Source organism: Extibacter sp. GGCC_0201 (assembly GCF_017566055.1).
In the GTDB taxonomy this organism is placed as follows: Bacteria; Bacillota; Clostridia; order Lachnospirales; family Lachnospiraceae; genus Extibacter.
On record NZ_JABFCH010000002.1, the window covers coordinates 127,423 to 148,085 of the forward strand.

The window sequence follows — 20,663 nt, forward strand, 5'->3', positions numbered from 1 at the left end:
GGACTGATACCAATGGCACGTAAAGACGACATTTTAAGCATCTACACAAAAGAAGTAGAAGGAATAAAGGAGGCGGGACTTTTTAAGGGAGAGGCGCCTTTTGTCTCCCCGCAGGGATCGAGAGTAACGATGGAAGACGGCAGAGAGCTTCTCTGCATGTGTGCGAACAACTACCTCGGACTGGGAAACAGCCCGCGCCTCATAGAAGCGGCGAAGAAGACATATGACGATAAAGGATATGGAGTTGCATCTGTCCGTTTCATCTGTGGCACGCAGGATATACATAAGAAGCTGGAGAAGAAGATATCAGATTTCCTCGGTACGGATGACACGATACTGTATTCATCCTGCTTCGACGCGAACGGAGGCCTGTTTGAGACGCTGCTTACGGCTGACGATGCGGTTATCAGCGACGAGCTGAACCATGCTTCGATCATCGATGGCGTGCGCCTGTGCAAGGCAAAGCGCTTCCGCTACAAGAACAATGACATGGAGGACCTGGAGGCCAGATTAAAAGAGGCGGATGAAGCCGGCGCGCGGGTGAAGCTGATCGCAACGGACGGCGTGTTCTCTATGGACGGCATCATCTGCAACTTGAAGGGCGTATGTGACCTGGCAGACAAGTACAATGCACTGGTGATGGTCGATGACAGCCACGCGGTTGGATTCGTAGGCAAGACGGGCCGTGGAACTCCGGAACATTGCGGTGTGCAGGGGCGTGTCGACATCATTACAGGAACACTTGGAAAAGCCCTCGGCGGAGCTTCCGGCGGATATACGTCAGGCCGTAAAGAGATAATCGATCTGCTGCGCCAGAGAAGCCGCCCGTACCTGTTCTCCAACTCACTGGCTCCGGCTATCGCAGGCGCCAGCATCGAACTGTTCGATATGCTTGATGAGAGTACAGAGCTCCGCGACCATCTGGAAGAAGTGACGTCCTACTACCGCAAAGAGCTGGTAGACAATGGTTTTGACATCATTCCAGGAACACATCCATGCGTGCCTGTAATGCTGTATGATGAGAAGACAGCGGCAGAATTTGCAAAGCGTATGATGGACAAGGGCGTCTATGTGGTGGCATTCTCATTCCCGGTAGTACCGAAGGGAAAAGCAAGAATCCGTACACAAGTATGCGCAAGCCATACAAAAGAAGATATAGACTTTATCGTAAAATGTTTCAAAGAAGTAAGAAGCGAGATGGGATTAAAGTAATACGCTTAATATGGGGACGTGATCTTTTTGAAAAAGGTTACGTCCCAAATTGAATTTTGTGGTGTACCTAAATGGAATATGCCCTGTACCTAACGAAGGGAGGGGTACGTTGCCTACAAAGAAAAGACAGGAAAGCAGTACCGGTTTTTATCACGTTGTAGTCAGAGGAATAAATAAAGAACGGATTTATAATCAACGTCGTGAAAAAGGTTATTTCAAAAAGATTATCATAAAACATCTTAATAAGTATCATGTGGAAATATATGCATTTTGCATTATGTCCAATCATGCCCATTTTATAATCCGGGCAGAAATTCAGGAATTATCTCTATTTATGGCTAGAATACTAGCTGAATATGCATCCTATTACAACTATAAGCATCAAAGAAACGGACATGTATTTCAAAATAGATTCACAAGTGAATGTATTGAGGCAGATTCATATTTTTGGAATTGTATCCGTTACATACATATGAATCCGGTAAAGGCTAATATGGTTAAGACTCCTTTGCGCTATATCTACAGCAGCATGAATGAATATTGTGGTAATATACCAGTTGTAATTCATGAAAAGGCACTTTTTGTTTACAAAGAAAGGTTTTCAAGTGTTTCTGAATTTAAAGATTTTCATCAGCATCGAAGATATGAAGTATTCGGTGATATACCAGATGAAAAACAAGAACAGCGGATAGAAATCGCATTATTAATATTAAAGAGTATATTTGAAAAAAATAACTTAGAACTGCTGGGACAAGTTTTGGAGCAGAAAGAGTTACGAAAAGAATATATTAAACAGTTGAAAGCAGTCCTGAACATATCCGACAAGCAGGTTCATAATATTTGTATGCAAGTGAGACGCTTTATTGAACATAAGATGTAATAATGTATATAATCTAGAATAATGCAAATTCTAAGAATGTTTTAAAGGTACAGGGTATATACCATTTAGGTACACCACAAAGTTCAATTTGGGACGTAACGCTTTTGAAAATGGTTACGTCCCCTTTTAACTTGTGTTATACTATGTAAGGTAAAGGAGTGTGATAATGATGGAAAGAAATAATACGTGGAAGACATATAGTCAGGATGAACTAATGGCAGTGGAACAAATTAATAATTCCTATAAAACTTGTCTTGATGAAGGTAAAACTGAACGGGAATGTGTTAAGGTGACAGTCCGTATGCTGGAGGAACGGGGATATAAGAGTCTGGACAGCATGATAGAAGAGGGGGCTGCCTTAAAGGCAGGCGATAAAGTCTATGCAGTTTGTATGGGGAAGAGCGTGGTAGCATTTCATATAGGAAGCAGGCCGCTAGAACACGGGATGAATATTCTGGGGGCCCATATCGATTCTCCAAGAATTGATGTAAAGCAGAATCCATTATATGAAAATGAAGAATTATCCTATCTGGATACCCATTATTATGGGGGAATCAAAAAGTATCAATGGGTGACGCTTCCACTGGCACTTCATGGTGTTGTGGCGAAGAAGGATGGTTCTCTTGTGGAAATTCATATAGGCGATAAAGAAGAAGACCCTGTATTTGCGGTGACAGATCTTCTAGTGCACCTTGCTTCCAAGCAAATGGAGAAAAAGGCTAATGCAGTAATTGAGGGTGAAAAACTAGATCTTCTCTTTGCAAGCCGACCTGTCAAGAATGACGACAGCCTGGACAAGGAAGAAAAAGAGGCGGTTAAGGCAAATGTGCTGCATATACTGGAAGCATCCTATGGCATATCAGAGGAGGACTTTGTATCCGCGGAACTGGAAATTGTCCCTGCAGGAAATGCAAGAGACTGTGGCATAGACCGTAGCATGATAATGGCTTATGGACAGGATGATAGAGTATGTGCGTTTACGTCTTTGTTTGCGCTGCTGGATGTTGAAAAGGTAGAAAAAACAGCTTGCTGCATCCTTGTAGATAAGGAAGAAATCGGAAGTGTAGGAGCAACAGGCATGCATTCCAGATTTTTTGAAAATGTTCTTGCTGAGCTTGTGGCACTTGCTGGTGACGCTTCAGACTTGAGGGTTAGGCGTGCTCTTCAGAATTCGAAGATGCTTTCATCTGATGTAAGTGCCGCATATGACCCAATGTTTGCAGAAACATTTGAAAAGAGAAGTTCCGCATTCTTTGGAAAAGGTCTTGTATTCAACAAATTTACCGGAAGCCGTGGAAAAAGCGGCTCTAATGATGCAAATGCGGAATATCTCGCTCAAATCCGCAGAACTATGGACACCAAAAATGTATCATACCAGTTTGCAGAGCTTGGAAAAGTCGATGCCGGAGGCGGCGGTACGATTGCGTATATAATGGCAAATTACGGAATGGAAGTGATAGACAGCGGTGTTGCTGTGCTGTGCATGCACGCACCGTGGGAGATTACAAGTAAGGCAGATGTATACGAAGCTTATAAAGGTTATAAAGCATTCATAGAAGAAATGTAAAAAATGCCCGGGTTGGAAGGATGCAACCTGGGCATTTTTGTATATAATTTGAAAACCTGACAAAAAGGTACAGGACATAATTCATATTGGTACACCATAAAGTTTAGTTTGGGACGTAACCTTTTTGAAAAAGATCACGTCCCCATCCATCCATCTTATACAAACACGAACCCGACGACGAGATAGGCGATGAGTGCAAGCCCGCCGCACACGAGCGCGTAAGGCAGCTGCGTCTTGACGTGGTCGATATGGTCGGCAGCTGCGCCGGTTGACGATAGTACAGTCGTATCGGACAGCGGCGAGCAGTGGTCGCCGAACACGCCACCGCCTGCAACAGCCGCAAAGCTGGCGATTACGAGAAGTGTGAGCGTATCATTTGTAAAACTGAAAGCCAGCGGCAGTGCTATCGGCATACAGATTGCGAACGTACCCCAGGAGGAACCAGTCGCAAAAGCCATGACTGCTGATACAAGGAAGATGATGGCAGGCAGCATGTGCGGCGTCAGAAGTTCCTCGGTCAAGGATATGATATAGTTGGCGGTACCCATCTGTGAGCTGAGCGCATTGACGGAATATGCGAGAGCCAGCAGCATAACTGCGGGCAGCGCACCTTTGATACCATCCGTGAGGGTGCTCATCACCTCTTTGAACGGGATGCCCTGGATCATCATGCTGACGGTCATGAAGATGACTACCATCAAGAACGCTTCCATCGTCTTGGCAGAACTGAAAGCGATATAGGTACCGATAGCGATGCTGATAATCATAAGTACAGGAAAGATGAAGTTCAGGAACACCCTCGGCTTAAGCCCCGGATATGCCTGCATCTCCGTCAGCTCTTTTCCGATGAGCGGCGTTGCGCCGTCGCGTATCACTTTCCCTTCCTCCACCGCACGTTTCTCAGCCTTTTTCATCGGCCCGAAATCTTTGATGATTCCCGATGCGATTACACCGACAAAAAGGACTGCGAAGATAGGATAGAAATTAAACGGTATTGCTTTTAAAAACAGCGAGGATGCGTCTTTTTCATCAACAATACACCCGACACCGACTGCAAGGCCCATGAGATAAGCGGCCCATCCGGTAATCGGCATGAGTACGCTGACAGGTGCGGAAGTGGAATCTGCTATGTACGCCAGCTTTTCCCGGGACACTTTCGCCTTATCCGTAATGCTCCGCATGACAGAACCGACAAATAGCGGGCTGAAAGAGTCGCTGAAGTAAATGAAGATGCCGAGCACCCAGGCCATAAGCTGCGCGCCTCTGCGGCTCAGGTTACGGTCATGCACTTTCTGGGAAAATCCCTGGATTGCCCCGGTCTTCTGGAAATAAGCGACAAGAATCCCTATGAAAGTATTCAGAAGCATGACCCATGAAAAGCTCGTCGTCCCGAGGCTTTCCTTTAAAAGCGTCGGGAAGCCGAACACGCCCTGCCCCGCCAGCAGCGTCCCTGTGATGCAGGCGATTGCAAGCGATATGACGGTGTTCCTCGTTACGAACGACAATACGATGGCCAGTATCGCCGGTATGATTGATATAAATCCCATTGTTTCCATAAAGAATAAAATCCCCCTTCTCTTTCGTTCCTTCTTTTCTGATAACCAATAAAACCTTATAACCAATAAAACGTGTTAACCAACAAAATCTGATAAGTAATAAAACGTGATATCTTTTACAGCGTGATAAAATTATGTGAACGGCTTACTGTCGCAGGAGGCGCCGGATCAAGCTCTCTGCCGGATATGCCCAGTATATCTTCCGGGCGTACCCACGGACGGTTCTGCAGCGCGCTTGTCTCCTCATGGGTCAGATGGCCTTTATAGGCCGTCAGGCTTCTCCTGAGGTAACCGTCCCTTGCACAAGCCTCTGCCACGCCGTTGCTCAGTATGCTGCGGAAATGTGGCAGCACAGATGCGGCATAGGCTACAGAAGTAGAATTTGCTATCGCACCGGGAATATTGCTGACGCAGTAGTGCACGACCCCTTCTTCGACATAACGTGGATTTTCATGTGTCGTCTCGTGAAATGTCTCGAGTGCTCCCTGCTCGTCGTTGCTGATATCGACGATGACAGAGCCAGGCTCCATCGAGCGTACCATCTCGCGCGTGACGAGATATTCCGTATTTCCTTTCGGCCATTTCACACAGTTCAATACCATATCTACAGATGGCAGAAGAGCTTTGACATTCTCCCGGCTTGAAATCATCGTGTCGATGCTCTGCCTGTATTCATTCTGCAGGCTCCGCAGCGTGCCGATGCTGATGTCTGCTACAGTTACCCACGCACCAAGCGCATGCAGCACAGAGAGGGCCGCCTGCCCTACCGTTCCGCCGCCCAGGATAAGCACTTTCATGCCTGGGGCGCCGCCGAGTCCGCTGACGAACTTGCCTTTGCCTCCGTTGATCGTGAGCATGGATTCCAGTCCCATAAGAGCACCCTGCTTTCCTGCGGCTTCACAGTTCGGTGAGCCGTATCTGTGCGAGTCCTCAGCAGTAAAGGCGATGACTTTTTTGTCCAGAAGAGCCTGCACCTCTTCCGGGTGCGCTGCCGGATGTATACAGGTGAACACGATCTGGTCCTCCTTAAGAAGGTCATATTCAGTCGGCTCGAACTCTTTTACTTTGGCAATAAATCCGCAAGTGCTGTAGATTTCTTCCGCGGTATCTGCCATGACGGCGCCAGCGGCCGCATATGCTTCATCAGGGAATCCTGCTTTCTGACCGGCGTTCTTCTGCACATATACAGGATGCCCGTCGGCAATCAGGCCCGCAACCTCAACGGGAGTGGCGATTACACGGTTCTCACCGGCTTTGATATCCTTTAATATTCCTACATTCATGTCTGCTTCCTCTCAATTCTTAGGATAAATAGTTCAGGCCATGGCCTGTCCGCAATCTTTATGCATTTTATGCAGAAATGCCTTTTTATTATACACAATTTCATGCCATGCTGCAACAAAAAGTAATGGGAGAAAGGCAGTTTCCAGCAAATGATGAAAATGCCGCAGAAAGCCCTTGTTTTTTGATTTCTTGGGTGTTAAGGGGTTGACGAACACTGTCAAAAACAGTACAATATTATGTGCGACTTAGAAAGTAAAATTAGTTTAGGAGGTCATGACAAATGGCAAAATGGGTTTATATGTTTACAGAAGGTAACGCAACCATGAGAAACCTTCTGGGTGGAAAAGGTGCCAACCTTGCTGAAATGACAAATTTGGGTCTTCCGGTACCACAGGGCTTCACGATTACGACAGAAGCTTGTACCCAGTACTATGAGGACGGAAAAAAGATCAACGATGAAATCATGGCACAGATCATGGAATCCATCACGAAGATGGAAGAGATTACTGGAAAGAAATTTGGCGATAAAGAGAATCCGCTCCTCGTATCCGTACGTTCAGGAGCAAGAGCTTCTATGCCGGGCATGATGGACACGATCCTCAACCTCGGCCTCAACGAAGAAGTCGTTGAAGTATTGGCTAATAAATCAGGAAACCCGCGCTGGGCATGGGACTGCTACAGAAGATTCATCCAGATGTACTCTGACGTAGTTATGGAAGTTGGTAAGAAGTATTTTGAAGAGCTTATCGACAAGATGAAAGAAGAAAAAGGCGTTACGGAAGATGTGGATCTCACAGCCGAAGACCTCAAGGACCTTGCCGGACAGTTCAAGGCTGAATACAAAGAAAAGATCGGACAGGACTTCCCGACAGACCCGAAGGAGCAGCTGATGGGAGCTATCAAAGCTGTATTCCGTTCATGGGACAACCCAAGAGCCAACGTATACCGTCGTGACAATGACATCCCATATTCATGGGGAACAGCTGTCAACGTACAGATGATGGCATTCGGCAACATGGGCGATACATCAGGAACAGGTGTTGCATTTACACGTGACCCGGCTACAGGTGAGAAGAAGCTCATGGGCGAGTTCCTTATGAACGCACAGGGTGAAGATGTTGTCGCAGGTGTCCGCACACCTCAGAAGATTTCCCAGCTACATGAAGTTATGCCGGAAGTGTACGACCAGTTCGTAGCAATCTGCGATAAGCTGGAAGACCACTACAGAGACATGCAGGATATGGAGTTCACCATCGAAGACAAGAAGCTCTACATGCTGCAGACACGTAACGGTAAGCGGACAGCCCAGGCTGCACTTCAGATTGCATGCGACCTTGTTGACGAGGGCATGATTACAGAAGAAAAAGCCGTTGCCATGATTGACCCGAGAAACTTAGATACATTACTTCATCCTCAGTTTGATGCTGCCGCAATCAAAGCTGCGACTCCAATCGGAAAAGCACTCGGAGCATCACCGGGAGCTGCATGCGGCAAGGCCGTGTTTACAGCTGATGATGCGAAAAACTGGGCTGCAAGAGGAGAGAAGGTTATCCTTGTCCGCCTTGAGACTTCTCCGGAAGACATCGAAGGCATGAAAGCTGCTCAGGGTATCCTGACAGTACGTGGCGGTATGACATCACACGCTGCCGTTGTTGCACGTGGAATGGGTACATGCTGTGTATCCGGATGCGGCGACATCGTTATGGACGAGGCAAATAAGAAGTTCACATTAGGCGGAAAAGAGTTCCACGAAGGAGATGCAATCTCACTCGACGGTTCCACCGGCAACATCTATGACGGACTCATTCCTACGGTGGATGCTACTATCGCAGGTACGTTCGGCAGAATCATGGGATGGGCCGACAAGTACAGGACGATGAAGGTTCGTACGAATGCAGACACTCCTGGAGACGCTAAGAAAGCACGTGAGCTCGGTGCGGAAGGTATCGGCCTGTGCCGTACAGAGCATATGTTCTTTGAAGGAAACAGAATCGATGCATTCCGTGAGATGATCTGCTCTGAGACGGTAGAAGAAAGAGAAGCGGCACTTGAGAAGATCCTTCCGGAACAGCAGGGAGACTTCGAGAAATTATATGAAGCGCTGGAAGGCAACCCGGTTACCATCCGTTTCCTCGACCCACCGCTTCACGAGTTCGTTCCAACAGATGAAGACGACATCAAGAAGCTTGCCGATGCACAGGGCAAGACAGTAGAGCAGATTAAGACGATCATCGATTCCCTTCACGAGTTCAACCCGATGATGGGACACCGTGGATGCCGCCTCGCTGTAACTTATCCTGAAATCGCGAAGATGCAGACAAGAGCAGTCATCCGTGCTGCAATCAACGTACAGAAAGCACACGCTGACTGGAACGTATGCCCGGAAATCATGATTCCGCTTGTTGGTGACATCAAAGAGTTCAAATATGTGAAGAAGATTGTCGTAGAGACGGCAGACGCTGAAATCGCGGCAGCAGGAAGCGACATCAAGTACGAAGTAGGTACGATGATCGAGATTCCTAGAGCTTGCCTCACAGCAGATGAGATTGCGAAAGAAGCCGACTTCTTCTGCTTCGGTACAAACGACCTGACACAGATGACATTTGGCTTCTCACGTGATGATGCAGGCAAGTTCCTCGATGCTTACTATGATGCTAAGATTTTCGAGAACGATCCGTTTGCAAAGCTTGACCAGACAGGCGTAGGACAGCTCATGGAGATGGCTATCACAAAAGGCAAGCCAGCCAACGCCAACCTCCACGTAGGTATCTGCGGCGAGCACGGCGGAGACCCGTCTTCTGTAGAATTCTGCAACAAGTTAGGTCTCAACTATGTATCCTGCTCACCATTCCGTGTGCCGATTGCACGTCTTGCTGCTGCACAGGCTGCAATCACAGCAAAGAATGCATAATTAATAAGATCAATTTAAAAAACGTATCGCCAGCTTTCTGGCGATACGTTTTTTGTTTGCCATCTCCTCATTGCCAATCGGCAGAAATTTTCAAACTAATAAAGTACGATATGATGAAACAAAGCAGAAATTATGATATGTTTGAGTAAAATACAACAATTTTAGATAAGCGAGGTGAACACATGGAATATATCGCTCACATCAGTGAAGACAAAGAGCACATACAGACAGTAATGGAGCATCTCGAAGGTACGGCAGAGCTGGCCCGACAGTTTTCAGATGCCTTCGGATTCGGAGACTGGGGATACTGCTGCGGAAAGTTACATGATATTGGAAAGTATTCTCAGAAGTTCCAGCAAAGAATACGGGGCAGCGAAGTAAGAGTAGACCACGCAACCGCAGGAGCAAAAGCATGTCATGAGAAGGGTGGATTCTATACTGCACTGGCATACTGCATCGCAGGGCATCACGCAGGACTTCCAGATACCGGCGAGCGTTCGAGCTCAGATTTGTATTGTCAGACCGGTTTGTACTTTCTCTGATTAATAAGAAGACAGATAATGGAAAAGATTTCGTGACGAAAGAAAACAATGCTGTCCTTATGAAAGGTGAAGCTCGGAAAAGGATACTTACAGAATGGCAAAATAAAAAGAGGGAAACCCTGACACACCCATTTCTAAAAGAAAAGGTCGAATGGGGAATGGTGCCATATGTACAGGCAATGCTATTGTCAAGGTATTTAAGAGGCGACTTAGATGCTTATCCTCCATTTCTGTGGAAGTGAGGTGATCTGAAATGCTTGTTTTAATAACTTATGATGTAAATACTGAAACAGCAGCTGGGAGAAGCAGACTCCGGAAGGTTGCAAAGCAGTGCGTGAATTATGGAACAAGAGTACAAAATTCGGTATTCGAGTGTATTCTGGATAATGCGCAGAGCGTGCTGCTTAAATCTATCTTGACAGACATTATTGATGAAGAGGTAGACAGCCTGAGGTTCTACTATCTGGGAAACAATTATAAGACTAAAGTTGAACATATCGGAGTGGACAGAGGGTTAGCCGTGGATCAGACTCTGATTCTGTAGTGCGAATAGAAGTTGCACACAGAATGTCTGGGAGACTCGCACCAGAAATAGTGCACAAAAATGCCAGTTTGTTATAGGCTATGTATTGAAAAAAAGGAATAATATAAACTGTTGTGAAAAATAGTTGGTATCCATATTATGTATCAGCTGGAATTTGTATATGATTGCTGTCGTTCCCCTCGCGGGAACGTGGATTGAAATGTCTCCTTCAATGCGTCCTCAATGACCGTAGTCCGTCGTTCCCCTCGCGGGAACGTGGATTGAAATATCGAAAGCATCAACAAAAGCAGAGTAAGAAGCAGTCGTTCCCCTCGCGGGAACGTGGATTGAAATCGCCATATTCCCACTGTTTTAGCGTCCTCGCTGGGGCGTTCCCCTCGCGGGAACGTGGATTGAAATAGAACCGATGACTTTAAATTCGGAGATAAATTTTGTCGTTCCCCTCGCAGGAACGTGGATTGAAATATAGACGAAATGAGAAGGAGACCATGAAAGAAGTCGTCGTTCCCCTCGCGGGAACGTGGATTGAAATTTATCAGAATAGACACCATAGACTGCACAAGCAAGGTTGTACCCCTCGCGGTAAGTTGATTGTAAAAGATTATGAGAACTCTTTTAAGGGTAAACGATTATATAAGTTTATATCTTAAGGAATGTCCGTCAGTTAGGGATTCTGCATATACCAACGTGCGAGGATTAACTGAAATTGGAAAGTGTTTTATGGATATAAGAAATCAAAGCTGTTTCAAAAGAAATATGAAAGGAAATATTAGGAATTCCTAAAGAACTACTAATAAAGGGTGCATTTTTTCATAAGTCTGCTATAATATTCTGTAGGCTGTGACAAAGGAGAAGTCATCATGAGAGACAGAAGCAGGGCCAAACCGCCCATATTACCGAAATACGCCATATTTCCTCTGCTTGCCTGCCTGACGGTTAATTTCCTGGCATACAACGGGACGGAGGTACTGACAAGGTCATGGAAGCATTATGACCTGACACTTCCGATAGACAGGGCTGTGCCGGTCATACCGTGGTTTGTAGCAGTGTATCTTGGATGCTATCTGTTCTGGATTGTTAACTATATAATGATTGTAAGGCAAGGCGAAGAGCATTGCTTCCGGTTCGTGACAGCGGATATGATGTCACGAATCGTCTGTGCGGTAATATTTATCGTGCTTCCGACGACAAACGTGCGTCCGGTGCTGACAGGTGACGGATTATGGATAACGCTGCTTCAGATGATATACGAAGTGGACCAGCCCACGAGGCTCCTGCCATCTTTCCACTGCCTCGTCAGCTGGTTCTGTTTTGTGGGCATCAGGGGACAGAAGAATATTCCGAAAGCATATCAGATTTTCTCCTGCCTTTTTGCTGTCCTCGTCTGTATATCCACACAGGTGACGAAACAGCATTATATCGCCGATGCGGTAAGCGGAATCGTGGTGGCGGAGGCTACATACTGGATTGCATTCCATACGCAGATATACCTGTATCCGAAGAAGGTATTTGACTGGCTGTATGGGAAGTGCTTTTACAGACAGAAGAGATTAGGGAGAGAGAGGGGTAGCTGTGGGAAGCAAGAATAAGAAGATTGCAAATATGATATTTCTGATCGTCGTATTTGCGCTGACGCTCTACAGCGTGTTTAAAGGAGAAGATCTGCATGCTGTCATGAGAGCGATTATCCGTGTCAATCCATGGTATCTGCTCCCTGGAATCGCAGGTGTCGTCATCTTCATCTGGGGAGAGTCGATCATCATATATTATATGTTCGGAACGCTTAAGATCCGCACGAAGAAATGGACGTGCTTCCAGTATTCCTGCGTGGGATTTTTCTTCAGTGCCATCACTCCGTCTGCAAGCGGAGGGCAGCCGATGCAGATATATTACATGAGGAAGAAGAATATTCCCATTCCGGTCTCGACATTGGTGCTCATGATTGTTACAATAACTTATAAGTCGGTTCTTGTAGTAATCGGTCTGTTCGTGGCGATTTTTCAGAGAGGGTTCGTGCACCGTTACCTTGGTGGAATCGTGCCGGTATTTTACCTGGGCGTCTCCTTAAATGTATTCTGCTGCATTGCGATGTCCATCCTGGCATTCCATCCCGCGCTGGCAAAGTGGATCATGATGAAGTGCCTGAAGATACTGGAACGGATTCACATTCTGAAGCATAAGCCGGAGCGGACGCGCAGGCTCGCCTCCTCCATGGACCAGTACAATGCCACGGCACTGTATCTGCGCACCCACGGAAAGGTCATTGTAAATGTACTGATTATCACATTTTTACAGCGTTTTGCCCTGTTCTTCGTGACATGGTTCGTCTATAAGGCATTCGGCCTGCACGGCGCGCATATCTATGACGTAGTGATGCTTCAGGCAGTCGTGTCGGTATCTGTCGATATGCTGCCGCTGCCGGGCGGGATGGGTATCAGCGAGAATCTGTTCCTCGTGATATTCAAGAGCATCTTTACGGCGGGGCTGCTTCTGCCGGGCATGGTGCTGAGCAGAGGAATCGCATATTATGTACAGCTTCTGTTCAGTGCGGGGATGACCTTGTTTACACATCTGACCATCGGGCAGAAAGCGACAGATAAATTATAAGTAAAGGAAAGAGAGAGTAAAATGATTGGATACTATAACTATACGGTGGTGCTGACTTATGTCAGTCTTGCATCTTCCGTATTCGGAATGACACAGGCAATCCACGGAAGGTTCAAGACCGCTATCTTATGTCTTGCCATCTCAGGGTTGTGCGATATGTTTGACGGGAAGATTGCCCGTACGAAGAAAGACCGTACGGATGATGAGAAGGCGTTCGGCATACAGATCGATTCGCTCTGCGATGTCGTCTGTTTTGGCGCTTTTCCCGCGTTGATCTGTTATCTGCTCGGTGTGAGAGGGCCGCTCGGCATTGCTGTTATCATCCTGTATTGTGTGAATTCAGTTATCCGTCTGGCATATTTCAATGTCATGGAGGCCAAGAATGCCCAGATGACAGAGAGCGGGGAAAAGTTTTACCAGGGCCTTCCGATTACATCCATGGCCATCGTGCTGCCGCTCGTGTTCATGATTCAGTTTTTCGTACCCGACTGGGCATTCCGGGTCTGCCTTCACCTTGCGCTGCTGATCGTCGGCATACTGTTTGTAGGAAAGTTTAAGCTTAAGAAGCCAAGTAATGCTACCCTTGCGGTTCTTGTGGCTGTGGTAGGGGCTGCGGTGCTGATTATGATTATCTTCACGAATTACCGTATCAATTTCCACGCAGGCTGGCCATGGTTCTGCAGAAGGTGGTAGAGTCAGGGTTATGAAATACATAGACAGAGATGGGAAAGCGACAACAGAAGATTCCGGCCAGGACAGGCTGCTGCGGTGGATGTACACGCATCCGATAGGAAGAGGCCTGATAAGGCTGCTCATACGGCCATATGTCTCAAGGGCCGGAGGCTGGCTGCTGGACAGAAGCTGGTCGAGATGCCTGATCCCGCCGTTCGTCAGGCATAACGATATCGATATGTCTTGCTGCCGGAAGCAGAAGTTCTCCTCCTACAATGATTTTTTCACAAGACAGCTCAAGCCGGAATGCCGCCCCATGGAGGGGGATGGGCGGACCCTTGTCAGCCCTTGCGACGGCAAGCTGAGCATCTATCCAATCCTTGAGGGAGATGACGGGAGGACCCGGTTCCGTATCAAGGATACGCTGTATACGGTGGAATCCCTCCTGCGTTCGGAAAAGCTCGCGAAGCGTTACGAGGGAGGATATGCATGTATCTTCCGGCTTACGGTGGATGATTATCACAGATATTGTTACATAGATGACGGAACGAAGTCGGGAAACGTCAGGATTCCCGGCGTCTTTCACACGGTCAACCCTGCGGCGAATGATGTCCTGCCTATATATAAGGAGAATACGAGGGAGTACTCCCTTCTGAAAAGCCGCCATTTTAAGACGGTCCTCATGATGGAAGTAGGCGCTCTTATGGTAGGCCGTATCACGAATTATGAGGATGCCTGCGAGGTAAGAAGGGGGCAGGAAAAAGGACGGTTCGAGTTCGGAGGTTCCACGGTCATACTGCTGTTCCAGAAGGGGGCGGTCAAGCCGGATGCAACGCTTATCTCCAATACGGTAAAGGGATTTGAGACGCGAGTGAAGATGGGAGAGCGTATCGGCGAGGCGGCAGGGGATTGACAGGCGGCCCGTTATGCATTATATTATGAAGTGTGAATTGAATAGGGGAGCTTATTGGATAGGCTGAGAGGAAGTTGAGGACTTCGACCCATAGACCTGATTTGGATAATGCCAACGTAGGAACGTATCGTAAGATTATTACGGGAAATGCTCAGGCATTTCCCGTTTTCCATTTCAAACCATCGAGAGTGGACGAGAGTTCATGAAGGGGTGCACCACCGCGGGTGTATTTCTTTCATGAACTCTTTTTTGCTATATCAGGAAGGAGGTGGCAGGATGCTGAAGGTAAACGGAAAAGACGTGGAATATGTTCCCCATATGACAGTGGCGCTTCTGCTTCGGGAGCTTACATATGAGGAATCCCGGGTAGCGGTAGAGAAAAACGGCCATATCGTCCCGCGCAGGGAGTATACGGATACCGTACTTGAAGACAAGGATACGATAGAAGTCGTAAGCTTCGTAGGAGGAGGTTAGCAATGATTACGGAAGCAATGATACAGCGGGCGCTCATCGAGCGCCATACTGCCGGGGTCCAGGAGAAGCTTGCAGGCGCCCGTGTCGCGATAGCAGGGCTGGGCGGCCTCGGTTCTAATGTAGCCGTTGCCCTGGCCAGGACAGGGGTGGGGCATCTGCATCTTCTGGATTATGACAAGGTGGACATTACCAATCTGAACCGGCAGCAGTATTTTATCCGCCATATCGGCATGTACAAGACCGACGCCCTTACGGAAGAGCTGCGGGAGATCAACCCATATCTGCATATCACGGCAGAATGCGTCAAGGTGACAGAGGGGAACGTGGCCGGACTGTTCGGGCACGATGACATCGTGTGCGAGGCGTTCGACCATCCGGAGGCGAAGGCCATGCTCGTCAACGGCATACGGGAGCACTATCCGGATAAGCTGCTCGTGGCGGCCTCCGGCATGGCGGGATATGGAAGGAACGACACGATACGTACGCGCAGGGTGGCAGGGCATTTCTACGTGTGCGGGGACAGCGTGAGCGAACCGGAACACGGGAGCGGGCTGATGGCGCCGCGGGTCGCCTTGTGTGCGGCCCATCAGGCGAATCTCATCACGCAATATATCATAGACGGACATACAGATTAGGAGGAAATTATTATGGAACAGAAAGCGCAAGATACATTTACACTGGGTGGACATGAATTTACGTCCCGATTTATCCTCGGCTCGGGCAAATATTCCCTTGACCTTATCAAGGCCGCGGTGAAACATGCTGGCGCACAGATTATAACGCTGGCGGTGCGGCGGGCCAATGAGGGCGGCATGGCTAATATTCTGGATTACATACCGGAGCATGTCACATTGCTTCCGAATACTTCCGGTGCCAGGAACGCAGAAGAGGCCGTGCGTATCGCTCGTCTGTCAAGAGAGCTGGGTTGTGGGGATTTTGTGAAGGTGGAAGTGATCCATGATTCCAAATATCTGCTGCCGGACAATTATGAGACGGTGAAGGCAACGGAGATGCTGGCCAGGGAAGGGTTTGTCGTCATGCCATATATGTACCCGGACTTAAATGCGGCGCGGGATATGGCCAATGCAGGCGCCGCGTGCATCATGCCGCTTGGAGCACCGATCGGCTCCAACAAGGGGATCTGCACAAAAGAGTTCATCCGCATCCTCATCGACGAGATGGATCTGCCGATCATCATAGACGCTGGCATCGGAAAGCCATCCCAGGCGTGCGAGGCGATGGAGATGGGAGCGGCGGCTGTCATGGCGAATACGGCCATCGCCACCGCCGGGGACATTCCTGCCATGGCGGGAGCATTTCGCAGCGCGATCGAGGCGGGCCGGACGGCATATGTGGCAGGGATGGGCCGGGTCATGGACAAGGGGGCCAGCGCCTCCTCACCGCTTACCGGATTCCTGAAGGATTAGAAGGAGGCATACATGGTGGATGACAAGACTTGTATCAATGAAAGTATTTTAAGCGACGATATCAAGGAATGGCAGAAGAAGAACAGGACAGACCACATGGCATATCTTCCGGGCATGGAAGCGCTGGAATCTGAAGTGCAGGCGCAGGTGATACGGTCCATGGAGTCTTACGACTACACTGCATATACGAGCAAGGACGTATCCTACGCGCTGGCACATGAGAGCCGTACGCCTGCAGATTTTGCCGCGCTTTTATCGCCAGCGGCACTTCCGCATCTGGAAGAGATGGCGCAGTGTGCGAGGGCAGAGACGAGAAGATATTTTGGCAACGGCGTCCAGATGTTCACTCCGGTCTATATCGCGAATTATTGTGAGAACTTCTGTATCTACTGCGGCTTCAACTGCCATAATAAGATTAAGCGTGCCATGCTAAGCGAGGAAGAGATTGAAAAAGAGATGAGGGCAGTTGCCGGGACAGGGCTCCAGGAAGTGCTGATCCTCACCGGCGAGAGCCGGAGCCGGTCGGATGTGGAATATATCGGGCGGGCATGTGAGATTGCGGGAAAATATTTCAAAGTAATAGGACTGGAAGTGTATCCGATGAATTCGGATGAATATGCATATCTTCACAGATGCGGGGCCGATTATGTCACGGTCTTTCAGGAGACGTATAACTCCGATAAGTATGAGAGCCTTCATCTGGCCGGACATAAGCGTATCTTCCCCTACCGGCTGAATGCGCAGGAGCGCGCGCTGAAAGGGGGGATGAGAGGAGTAGGGTTCGCCGCACTTCTCGGGCTGGATGACTTCCGCAGGGATGCGTTCGCCACGGGGATGCACGCGTATCTGCTTCAGAGGAAATATCCGCATGCCGAGATTGCATTCTCCTGCCCCCGCCTTCGTCCGATCATCCATAACGAGAAGATCAATCCGATGGACGTCCACGAGCCTCAGCTTCTTCAGGTCGTGGCGGCCTACCGGCTGTTCCTGCCTTTTGCCGGTATCACCGTGTCTACGAGGGAATGTGCCCGGGTAAGAGATAACCTTGTCAATATCGCGGCTACGAAGATATCTGCAGGAGTGAGTACGGCAATCGGGGAGCATGTAGACGATATAGAAGAGAAAGGGGACGGCCAGTTCGAGATATCCGACGGGCGTTCTGTGAGAGAAGTGTATGAGGATCTTCTCGGCCTGGGGCTGCAGCCTGTGATGAGTGATCATATCTATGTGTAGAGGAGGCGAAAGCTATGACTGATAATACGGAGGATATCTACAGCCGGGTGATAGCCGTGACAGACCGGCATCTGTGCGGTCGTCCGTTCCTCGAGCAGATAGAGCTGATCTGCTCGAGACGTCCACGGGCCGTGCTTCTGCGTGAGAAAGACCTGACGGAAGAAGAATATGCACAGCTGCTTTCACAAGTGAGGGAAATCTGTGACGCCCACCATGTCTTCTGTATCCCGCATACATTCGCCGGCGTGGCATCCGTTCAGAAATCTGCTGCTATCCATCTGCCCCTTCCGGTGCTGAGGAGCGGCCGGGATATTGCAGGGCAGTTCCGCTATATGGGCGTGTCTGTCCATTCGGTCCCGGAGGCGGTTGAGGCAGAACGCCTTGGAGCGTCCTATGTGACGGCAGGCCATATCTTTGCCACGGCCTGCAAGCCGGGAGCCGTACCCCGGGGCATCGGCTTTCTCAGGGAAGTATGTGCTGCGGTGGATATACCGGTATATGCCATCGGAGGGATGCAGGGCAACTTAGCATGTATTGAGAAGATGCGCGCCGCGGGTGCCGCCGGAATCTGCGTCATGTCAGAGTGCATGCGCTGGCCGGAAAGGCTTCCTCTTGTAACATAATCTGTTTTAGTCTATAGTGTATATATAAGAAGTATACGAAGAGAGGACAAAAGAGATGATATATGACAACGTGTTAGAGGCAGTCGGCAATACTCCGCTCATCCGGCTGAATCGGATGACCGGCCCGGAAGATGCGGAGATTCTCGTAAAATTTGAGGCAGTGAATATAGGTGGTTCCGTCAAGACGAGGACTGCGCTTAATATGATTGAGACAGCGGAAAAAAGGGGACTGATCCATAAGGATACGATTATCGTCGAGCCTACAAGCGGGAACCAGGGAATCGGACTGGCGCTGATCGGGGCTGTCAAGGGATATCGGACGGTTATCATCATGCCTGATTCCGTCAGCGAGGAGAGAAGGAAGCTGGTGCGCAATTACGGTGCGGAAGTCAGGCTGGTCCATGACGCGGGCAACATAGGAGACTGCATCGACGAATGTCTGCGGACGGCGCTGCAGATGGCCGAGGAAGATCCCAACGTGTATGTCCCGCAGCAGTTTGAAAATGAGGCCAACAGCACGGCCCACAGGGAACAGACGGGGCAGGAGATCCTGAGGCAGGCCGGAAAGCCGATTCACGGCTTCTGCTCGGGAATAGGCACCGGTGGTACGATTACCGGCATCGGTGAAGCACTCAAGGCAGTGAATCCTGACATAGAGATATGGGCCATAGAGCCGGAACATGCGGCGATACTGTCTGGAAGAGAGGTAGGGACCCATCTTCAGATGGGCATCGGCGACGGCGTTATCCCAAAAATCCTTAATCAGAAAATCTATGATGACATCGTCATAGTGACCGATGAGGAAGCCCTCGCTGCTGCGAAGGAACTGGCCAGGAAAGAAGGGCTCATGTGCGGGATCAGCAGTGGGACGAACGTGGCTGCGGCTGTCCGCATGGCAAAGAAGCTTGGGAGAGGGAAGACCGTGGTGACCGTGCTGGCCGATACGGCAGAGCGCTACTTTTCCACGCCGCTGTTTCAATGAAAAGACAAGACGATAAAGGAGATAAGACTATGAGCGTACTATTTTTAGAATATCCGAAGTGAACGACGTGTAAACGGGCCAGGAAATGGCTGGAGGACAATGGCATAGCATTTGAAGCGAGGCATATCATCGAGGAACATCCTACTGCTGCGGAGCTGGAAGAATGGCACAAAAGAAGCAAGCTTCCGCTGAAGCGTCTTTTCAACACGAGCGGGATGAAATATAAAGAGCTCGGATTAAAAGACAGGCTTCCTGAGATGAGCGAGAAAGAACAGTATGAAATCCTGTCTACAGACGGGATGCTCGTAAAGCGTCCGCTGCTCATCGGCGAGGACTTTGTCGCCGCCGGCTTTAAAGAGCAGGAGTGGCAGGAAGTGCTGACGTAAAAGCGTCCCTCAGATCGGACGGTTAAAAGTGCAGAAAGTCCCGGGACCGGTTATTCGTGAAACTGGTTTCGGGACTTTTAGAATTGTGTAAGACGTTCGATAAGCTGTGCCAGATTTTCTATCGTCTTTTTATCGATATAATGCTCAATTTTCTCTACCTGCTCCAGTTCATTTTCCGTGCCGTTCAAAAGGCAGAGGAAGCGGTGCAGCACTTCGTGGCGGTAAAGCAGATAATTGCCGGCCTCCCGGCCTTTGGCGGTAGCGGTCAGATATCCATATTTCTCAAACTGGATGTATCCTTTCTCCTTCAGCGTCCCGACCATCTTGGAGGCGGAGGACGGCTTTACGTGCAGCCAAGAGGAGAGCTCCTGTATCCGGACGACATCCTTTTCCAGCAGCATCCGGCATATCATCTCCAGATAATCTTCCATGGATGCCGTCAAGTCTTCATGGCAGTTCAGCTCATACCCTTTCTGCGTATAGAAATTATCTTCCATCTTACATCCCCAATCATAAAATTTGTAACCAAATATAAGTTTTTCGATATTCTGGTAGTAGGAAAGAAAGTTTCCTTAGACTAAATTGTATGAGATGGTGGTGAATTTTATGAACAGGGAAGCATGTCTGAATGAAATAGAACCAGGTCAGACCGCAGTTGTAAAAGAGCTCCTGTCAGATGGAAGTATCCGGAGGCGCCTTCTGGACATCGGACTGGTGGAAGGGACCCTCGTAGAATGTGTCGGACGCAGTCCGGGAGGGGATCCGTCCGCTTATCTGATACGGGGAGCGGTGATAGCTATCCGATCGGAAGACAGCACTCGTATAAGAATCCATGAACAGAGGTGATGAC

General features: G+C 48.8%; 21 protein-coding genes, 1 pseudogene, 1 CRISPR repeat array and 1 riboswitch. Of the genes and pseudogenes, 19 read left to right on the forward strand and 3 right to left on the reverse strand.

All coding sequences use genetic code 11. The features are described from left to right. The first annotated feature begins 12 nt into the window (after positions 1-12). The 3 genes from HJV72_RS01885 to HJV72_RS01895 all read left to right on the forward strand — a co-directional run bounded on the left by HJV72_RS01885 (position 13) and on the right by HJV72_RS01895 (position 3,659). Positions 13-1,212: a glycine C-acetyltransferase gene (locus HJV72_RS01885; protein ID WP_066579678.1), complete on the forward strand. Its 1,200-nt coding sequence runs from the start codon at positions 13-15 to the stop codon at positions 1,210-1,212. Between the two features lie 109 nt (positions 1,213-1,321). Then, positions 1,322-2,092, forward strand: a complete 771-nt coding sequence (locus HJV72_RS01890) for a transposase (protein ID WP_066579675.1) — start codon at positions 1,322-1,324, stop codon at positions 2,090-2,092. Between the two features lie 169 nt (positions 2,093-2,261). Further along, positions 2,262-3,659, forward strand: a complete 1,398-nt coding sequence (locus tag HJV72_RS01895; protein ID WP_066581760.1) for an aminopeptidase — start codon at positions 2,262-2,264, stop codon at positions 3,657-3,659. Between the two features lie 155 nt (positions 3,660-3,814). Here HJV72_RS01895 and HJV72_RS01900 read toward each other — a convergent pair whose 3' ends face one another. Continuing rightward, positions 3,815-5,215, reverse strand: coding sequence for a Na+/H+ antiporter NhaC family protein (locus tag HJV72_RS01900; RefSeq protein ID WP_208068224.1), 1,401 nt, complete (start codon positions 5,213-5,215; stop codon positions 3,815-3,817). A 116-nt stretch (positions 5,216-5,331) separates the two neighbouring features. Further along, complete coding sequence (locus HJV72_RS01905) at positions 5,332-6,498, reverse strand: alanine dehydrogenase (RefSeq protein WP_208068225.1); 1,167 nt, start codon at positions 6,496-6,498, stop codon at positions 5,332-5,334. A 281-nt stretch (positions 6,499-6,779) separates the two neighbouring features. Here HJV72_RS01905 and ppdK point away from each other — a divergent pair, with 281 nt between their 5' ends. From ppdK to HJV72_RS01980, 15 genes and pseudogenes are all read left to right on the forward strand, one after another. After that, positions 6,780-9,410, forward strand: coding sequence for a pyruvate, phosphate dikinase (ppdK, locus tag HJV72_RS01910; protein WP_208068226.1), 2,631 nt, complete (start codon positions 6,780-6,782; stop codon positions 9,408-9,410). Positions 9,411-9,643: 233 nt separating this feature from the next. Further along, positions 9,644-9,952 carry a CRISPR-associated endonuclease Cas3'' gene (locus tag HJV72_RS01915; RefSeq protein ID WP_442899288.1) on the forward strand — a complete coding sequence of 103 codons (309 nt, stop codon included), beginning with the start codon at positions 9,644-9,646 and terminating at the stop codon, positions 9,950-9,952. Then, a pseudogene (locus HJV72_RS01920) lies at positions 9,910-10,194 on the forward strand (CRISPR-associated endonuclease Cas1); the annotation flags it as partial. The gene HJV72_RS01915 and the pseudogene HJV72_RS01920, both read left to right, overlap by 43 nt. Positions 10,195-10,205: 11 nt before the next feature. Further along, on the forward strand, positions 10,206-10,496 hold the full coding sequence (gene cas2, locus HJV72_RS01925) for a CRISPR-associated endonuclease Cas2 (RefSeq protein ID WP_117770729.1): 291 nt from the start codon (positions 10,206-10,208) through the stop codon (positions 10,494-10,496). A gap of 169 nt (positions 10,497-10,665) precedes the next feature. After that, positions 10,666-11,028: a CRISPR direct-repeat array (repeat unit 32 nt; unit sequence GTCGTTCCCCTCGCGGGAACGTGGATTGAAAT). 328 nt (positions 11,029-11,356) lie between these two features. Beyond that, a complete protein-coding gene (locus HJV72_RS01930) occupies positions 11,357-12,085 on the forward strand; it encodes a phosphatase PAP2 family protein (protein WP_117770731.1) in 729 nt (242 codons plus the stop codon). After that, positions 12,069-13,103 (forward strand): lysylphosphatidylglycerol synthase transmembrane domain-containing protein, encoded by a 1,035-nt coding sequence (locus HJV72_RS01935; protein ID WP_066579650.1) that lies wholly within the window; start codon positions 12,069-12,071, stop codon positions 13,101-13,103. The genes HJV72_RS01930 and HJV72_RS01935 overlap by 17 nt, the downstream gene beginning before the upstream one ends. A gap of 21 nt (positions 13,104-13,124) precedes the next feature. Continuing rightward, complete coding sequence (locus tag HJV72_RS01940) at positions 13,125-13,796, forward strand: CDP-alcohol phosphatidyltransferase family protein (protein ID WP_066579645.1); 672 nt, start codon at positions 13,125-13,127, stop codon at positions 13,794-13,796. Between the two features lie 10 nt (positions 13,797-13,806). Then, positions 13,807-14,688, forward strand: a complete 882-nt coding sequence (locus tag HJV72_RS01945; RefSeq protein WP_208068229.1) for a phosphatidylserine decarboxylase — start codon at positions 13,807-13,809, stop codon at positions 14,686-14,688. 33 nt (positions 14,689-14,721) lie between these two features. Continuing rightward, a riboswitch (TPP riboswitch) is annotated at positions 14,722-14,829 on the forward strand. Between the two features lie 135 nt (positions 14,830-14,964). Next, on the forward strand, positions 14,965-15,162 hold the full coding sequence (gene thiS / locus HJV72_RS01950) for a sulfur carrier protein ThiS (protein ID WP_066579637.1): 198 nt from the start codon (positions 14,965-14,967) through the stop codon (positions 15,160-15,162). A 2-nt stretch (positions 15,163-15,164) separates the two neighbouring features. Next, a complete protein-coding gene (gene thiF / locus HJV72_RS01955; protein ID WP_066579631.1) occupies positions 15,165-15,797 on the forward strand; it encodes a sulfur carrier protein ThiS adenylyltransferase ThiF in 633 nt (210 codons plus the stop codon). Positions 15,798-15,809: 12 nt separating this feature from the next. Beyond that, complete coding sequence (locus tag HJV72_RS01960; RefSeq protein ID WP_208068230.1) at positions 15,810-16,589, forward strand: thiazole synthase; 780 nt, start codon at positions 15,810-15,812, stop codon at positions 16,587-16,589. A 12-nt stretch (positions 16,590-16,601) separates the two neighbouring features. Continuing rightward, entirely contained in the window at positions 16,602-17,822 is a 1,221-nt protein-coding gene (gene thiH / locus HJV72_RS01965) for a 2-iminoacetate synthase ThiH (RefSeq protein ID WP_208068232.1), read from the forward strand. Between the two features lie 14 nt (positions 17,823-17,836). Further along, positions 17,837-18,445, forward strand: a complete 609-nt coding sequence (locus HJV72_RS01970) for a thiamine phosphate synthase (RefSeq protein ID WP_066579618.1) — start codon at positions 17,837-17,839, stop codon at positions 18,443-18,445. Between the two features lie 55 nt (positions 18,446-18,500). Further along, the gene (gene cysK / locus HJV72_RS01975) at positions 18,501-19,427 is read left to right on the forward strand and encodes a cysteine synthase A (RefSeq protein WP_066579612.1); all 927 of its coding nucleotides are present in this window, start codon (positions 18,501-18,503) and stop codon (positions 19,425-19,427) included. 29 nt (positions 19,428-19,456) lie between these two features. Continuing rightward, positions 19,457-19,813 carry an arsenate reductase family protein gene (locus HJV72_RS01980; RefSeq protein WP_117770735.1) on the forward strand — a complete coding sequence of 119 codons (357 nt, stop codon included), beginning with the start codon at positions 19,457-19,459 and terminating at the stop codon, positions 19,811-19,813. A 77-nt stretch (positions 19,814-19,890) separates the two neighbouring features. Here the strand turns inward: HJV72_RS01980 and HJV72_RS01985 are convergent, their stop codons facing one another. Beyond that, on the reverse strand, positions 19,891-20,310 hold the full coding sequence (locus HJV72_RS01985) for a metal-dependent transcriptional regulator (RefSeq protein ID WP_066579608.1): 420 nt from the start codon (positions 20,308-20,310) through the stop codon (positions 19,891-19,893). A 109-nt stretch (positions 20,311-20,419) separates the two neighbouring features. Between HJV72_RS01985 and HJV72_RS01990 the strand changes: the two genes are divergently transcribed. Then, positions 20,420-20,659, forward strand: a complete 240-nt coding sequence (locus HJV72_RS01990; RefSeq protein ID WP_066581757.1) for a FeoA family protein — start codon at positions 20,420-20,422, stop codon at positions 20,657-20,659. Positions 20,660-20,663: the final 4 nt, after the last annotated feature.

What these genes read in the sequence shown, in the direction of transcription:
- HJV72_RS01930 (WP_117770731.1), top strand. Translation starts at nt 11,357, where the DNA reads ATGAGAGACAGAAGCAGGGCCAAACCGCCCATATTACCGAAATACGCC.
- thiF (WP_066579631.1), top strand. Translation starts at nt 15,165, where the DNA reads ATGATTACGGAAGCAATGATACAGCGGGCGCTCATCGAGCGCCATACT.
- HJV72_RS01905 (WP_208068225.1), bottom strand. Translation starts at nt 6,498, where the DNA reads ATGAATGTAGGAATATTAAAGGATATCAAAGCCGGTGAGAACCGTGTA.
- thiS (WP_066579637.1), top strand. Translation starts at nt 14,965, where the DNA reads ATGCTGAAGGTAAACGGAAAAGACGTGGAATATGTTCCCCATATGACA.
- ppdK (WP_208068226.1), top strand. Translation starts at nt 6,780, where the DNA reads ATGGCAAAATGGGTTTATATGTTTACAGAAGGTAACGCAACCATGAGA.
- thiH (WP_208068232.1), top strand. Translation starts at nt 16,602, where the DNA reads ATGGTGGATGACAAGACTTGTATCAATGAAAGTATTTTAAGCGACGAT.
- cysK (WP_066579612.1), top strand. Translation starts at nt 18,501, where the DNA reads ATGATATATGACAACGTGTTAGAGGCAGTCGGCAATACTCCGCTCATC.
- HJV72_RS01960 (WP_208068230.1), top strand. Translation starts at nt 15,810, where the DNA reads ATGGAACAGAAAGCGCAAGATACATTTACACTGGGTGGACATGAATTT.
- HJV72_RS01970 (WP_066579618.1), top strand. Translation starts at nt 17,837, where the DNA reads ATGACTGATAATACGGAGGATATCTACAGCCGGGTGATAGCCGTGACA.
- HJV72_RS01900 (WP_208068224.1), bottom strand. Translation starts at nt 5,215, where the DNA reads ATGGAAACAATGGGATTTATATCAATCATACCGGCGATACTGGCCATC.
- HJV72_RS01940 (WP_066579645.1), top strand. Translation starts at nt 13,125, where the DNA reads ATGATTGGATACTATAACTATACGGTGGTGCTGACTTATGTCAGTCTT.
- HJV72_RS01985 (WP_066579608.1), bottom strand. Translation starts at nt 20,310, where the DNA reads ATGGAAGATAATTTCTATACGCAGAAAGGGTATGAGCTGAACTGCCAT.
- HJV72_RS01945 (WP_208068229.1), top strand. Translation starts at nt 13,807, where the DNA reads ATGAAATACATAGACAGAGATGGGAAAGCGACAACAGAAGATTCCGGC.
- HJV72_RS01895 (WP_066581760.1), top strand. Translation starts at nt 2,262, where the DNA reads ATGGAAAGAAATAATACGTGGAAGACATATAGTCAGGATGAACTAATG.
- HJV72_RS01915 (WP_442899288.1), top strand. Translation starts at nt 9,644, where the DNA reads ATGGAGCATCTCGAAGGTACGGCAGAGCTGGCCCGACAGTTTTCAGAT.
- HJV72_RS01990 (WP_066581757.1), top strand. Translation starts at nt 20,420, where the DNA reads ATGAACAGGGAAGCATGTCTGAATGAAATAGAACCAGGTCAGACCGCA.
- HJV72_RS01885 (WP_066579678.1), top strand. Translation starts at nt 13, where the DNA reads ATGGCACGTAAAGACGACATTTTAAGCATCTACACAAAAGAAGTAGAA.
- cas2 (WP_117770729.1), top strand. Translation starts at nt 10,206, where the DNA reads ATGCTTGTTTTAATAACTTATGATGTAAATACTGAAACAGCAGCTGGG.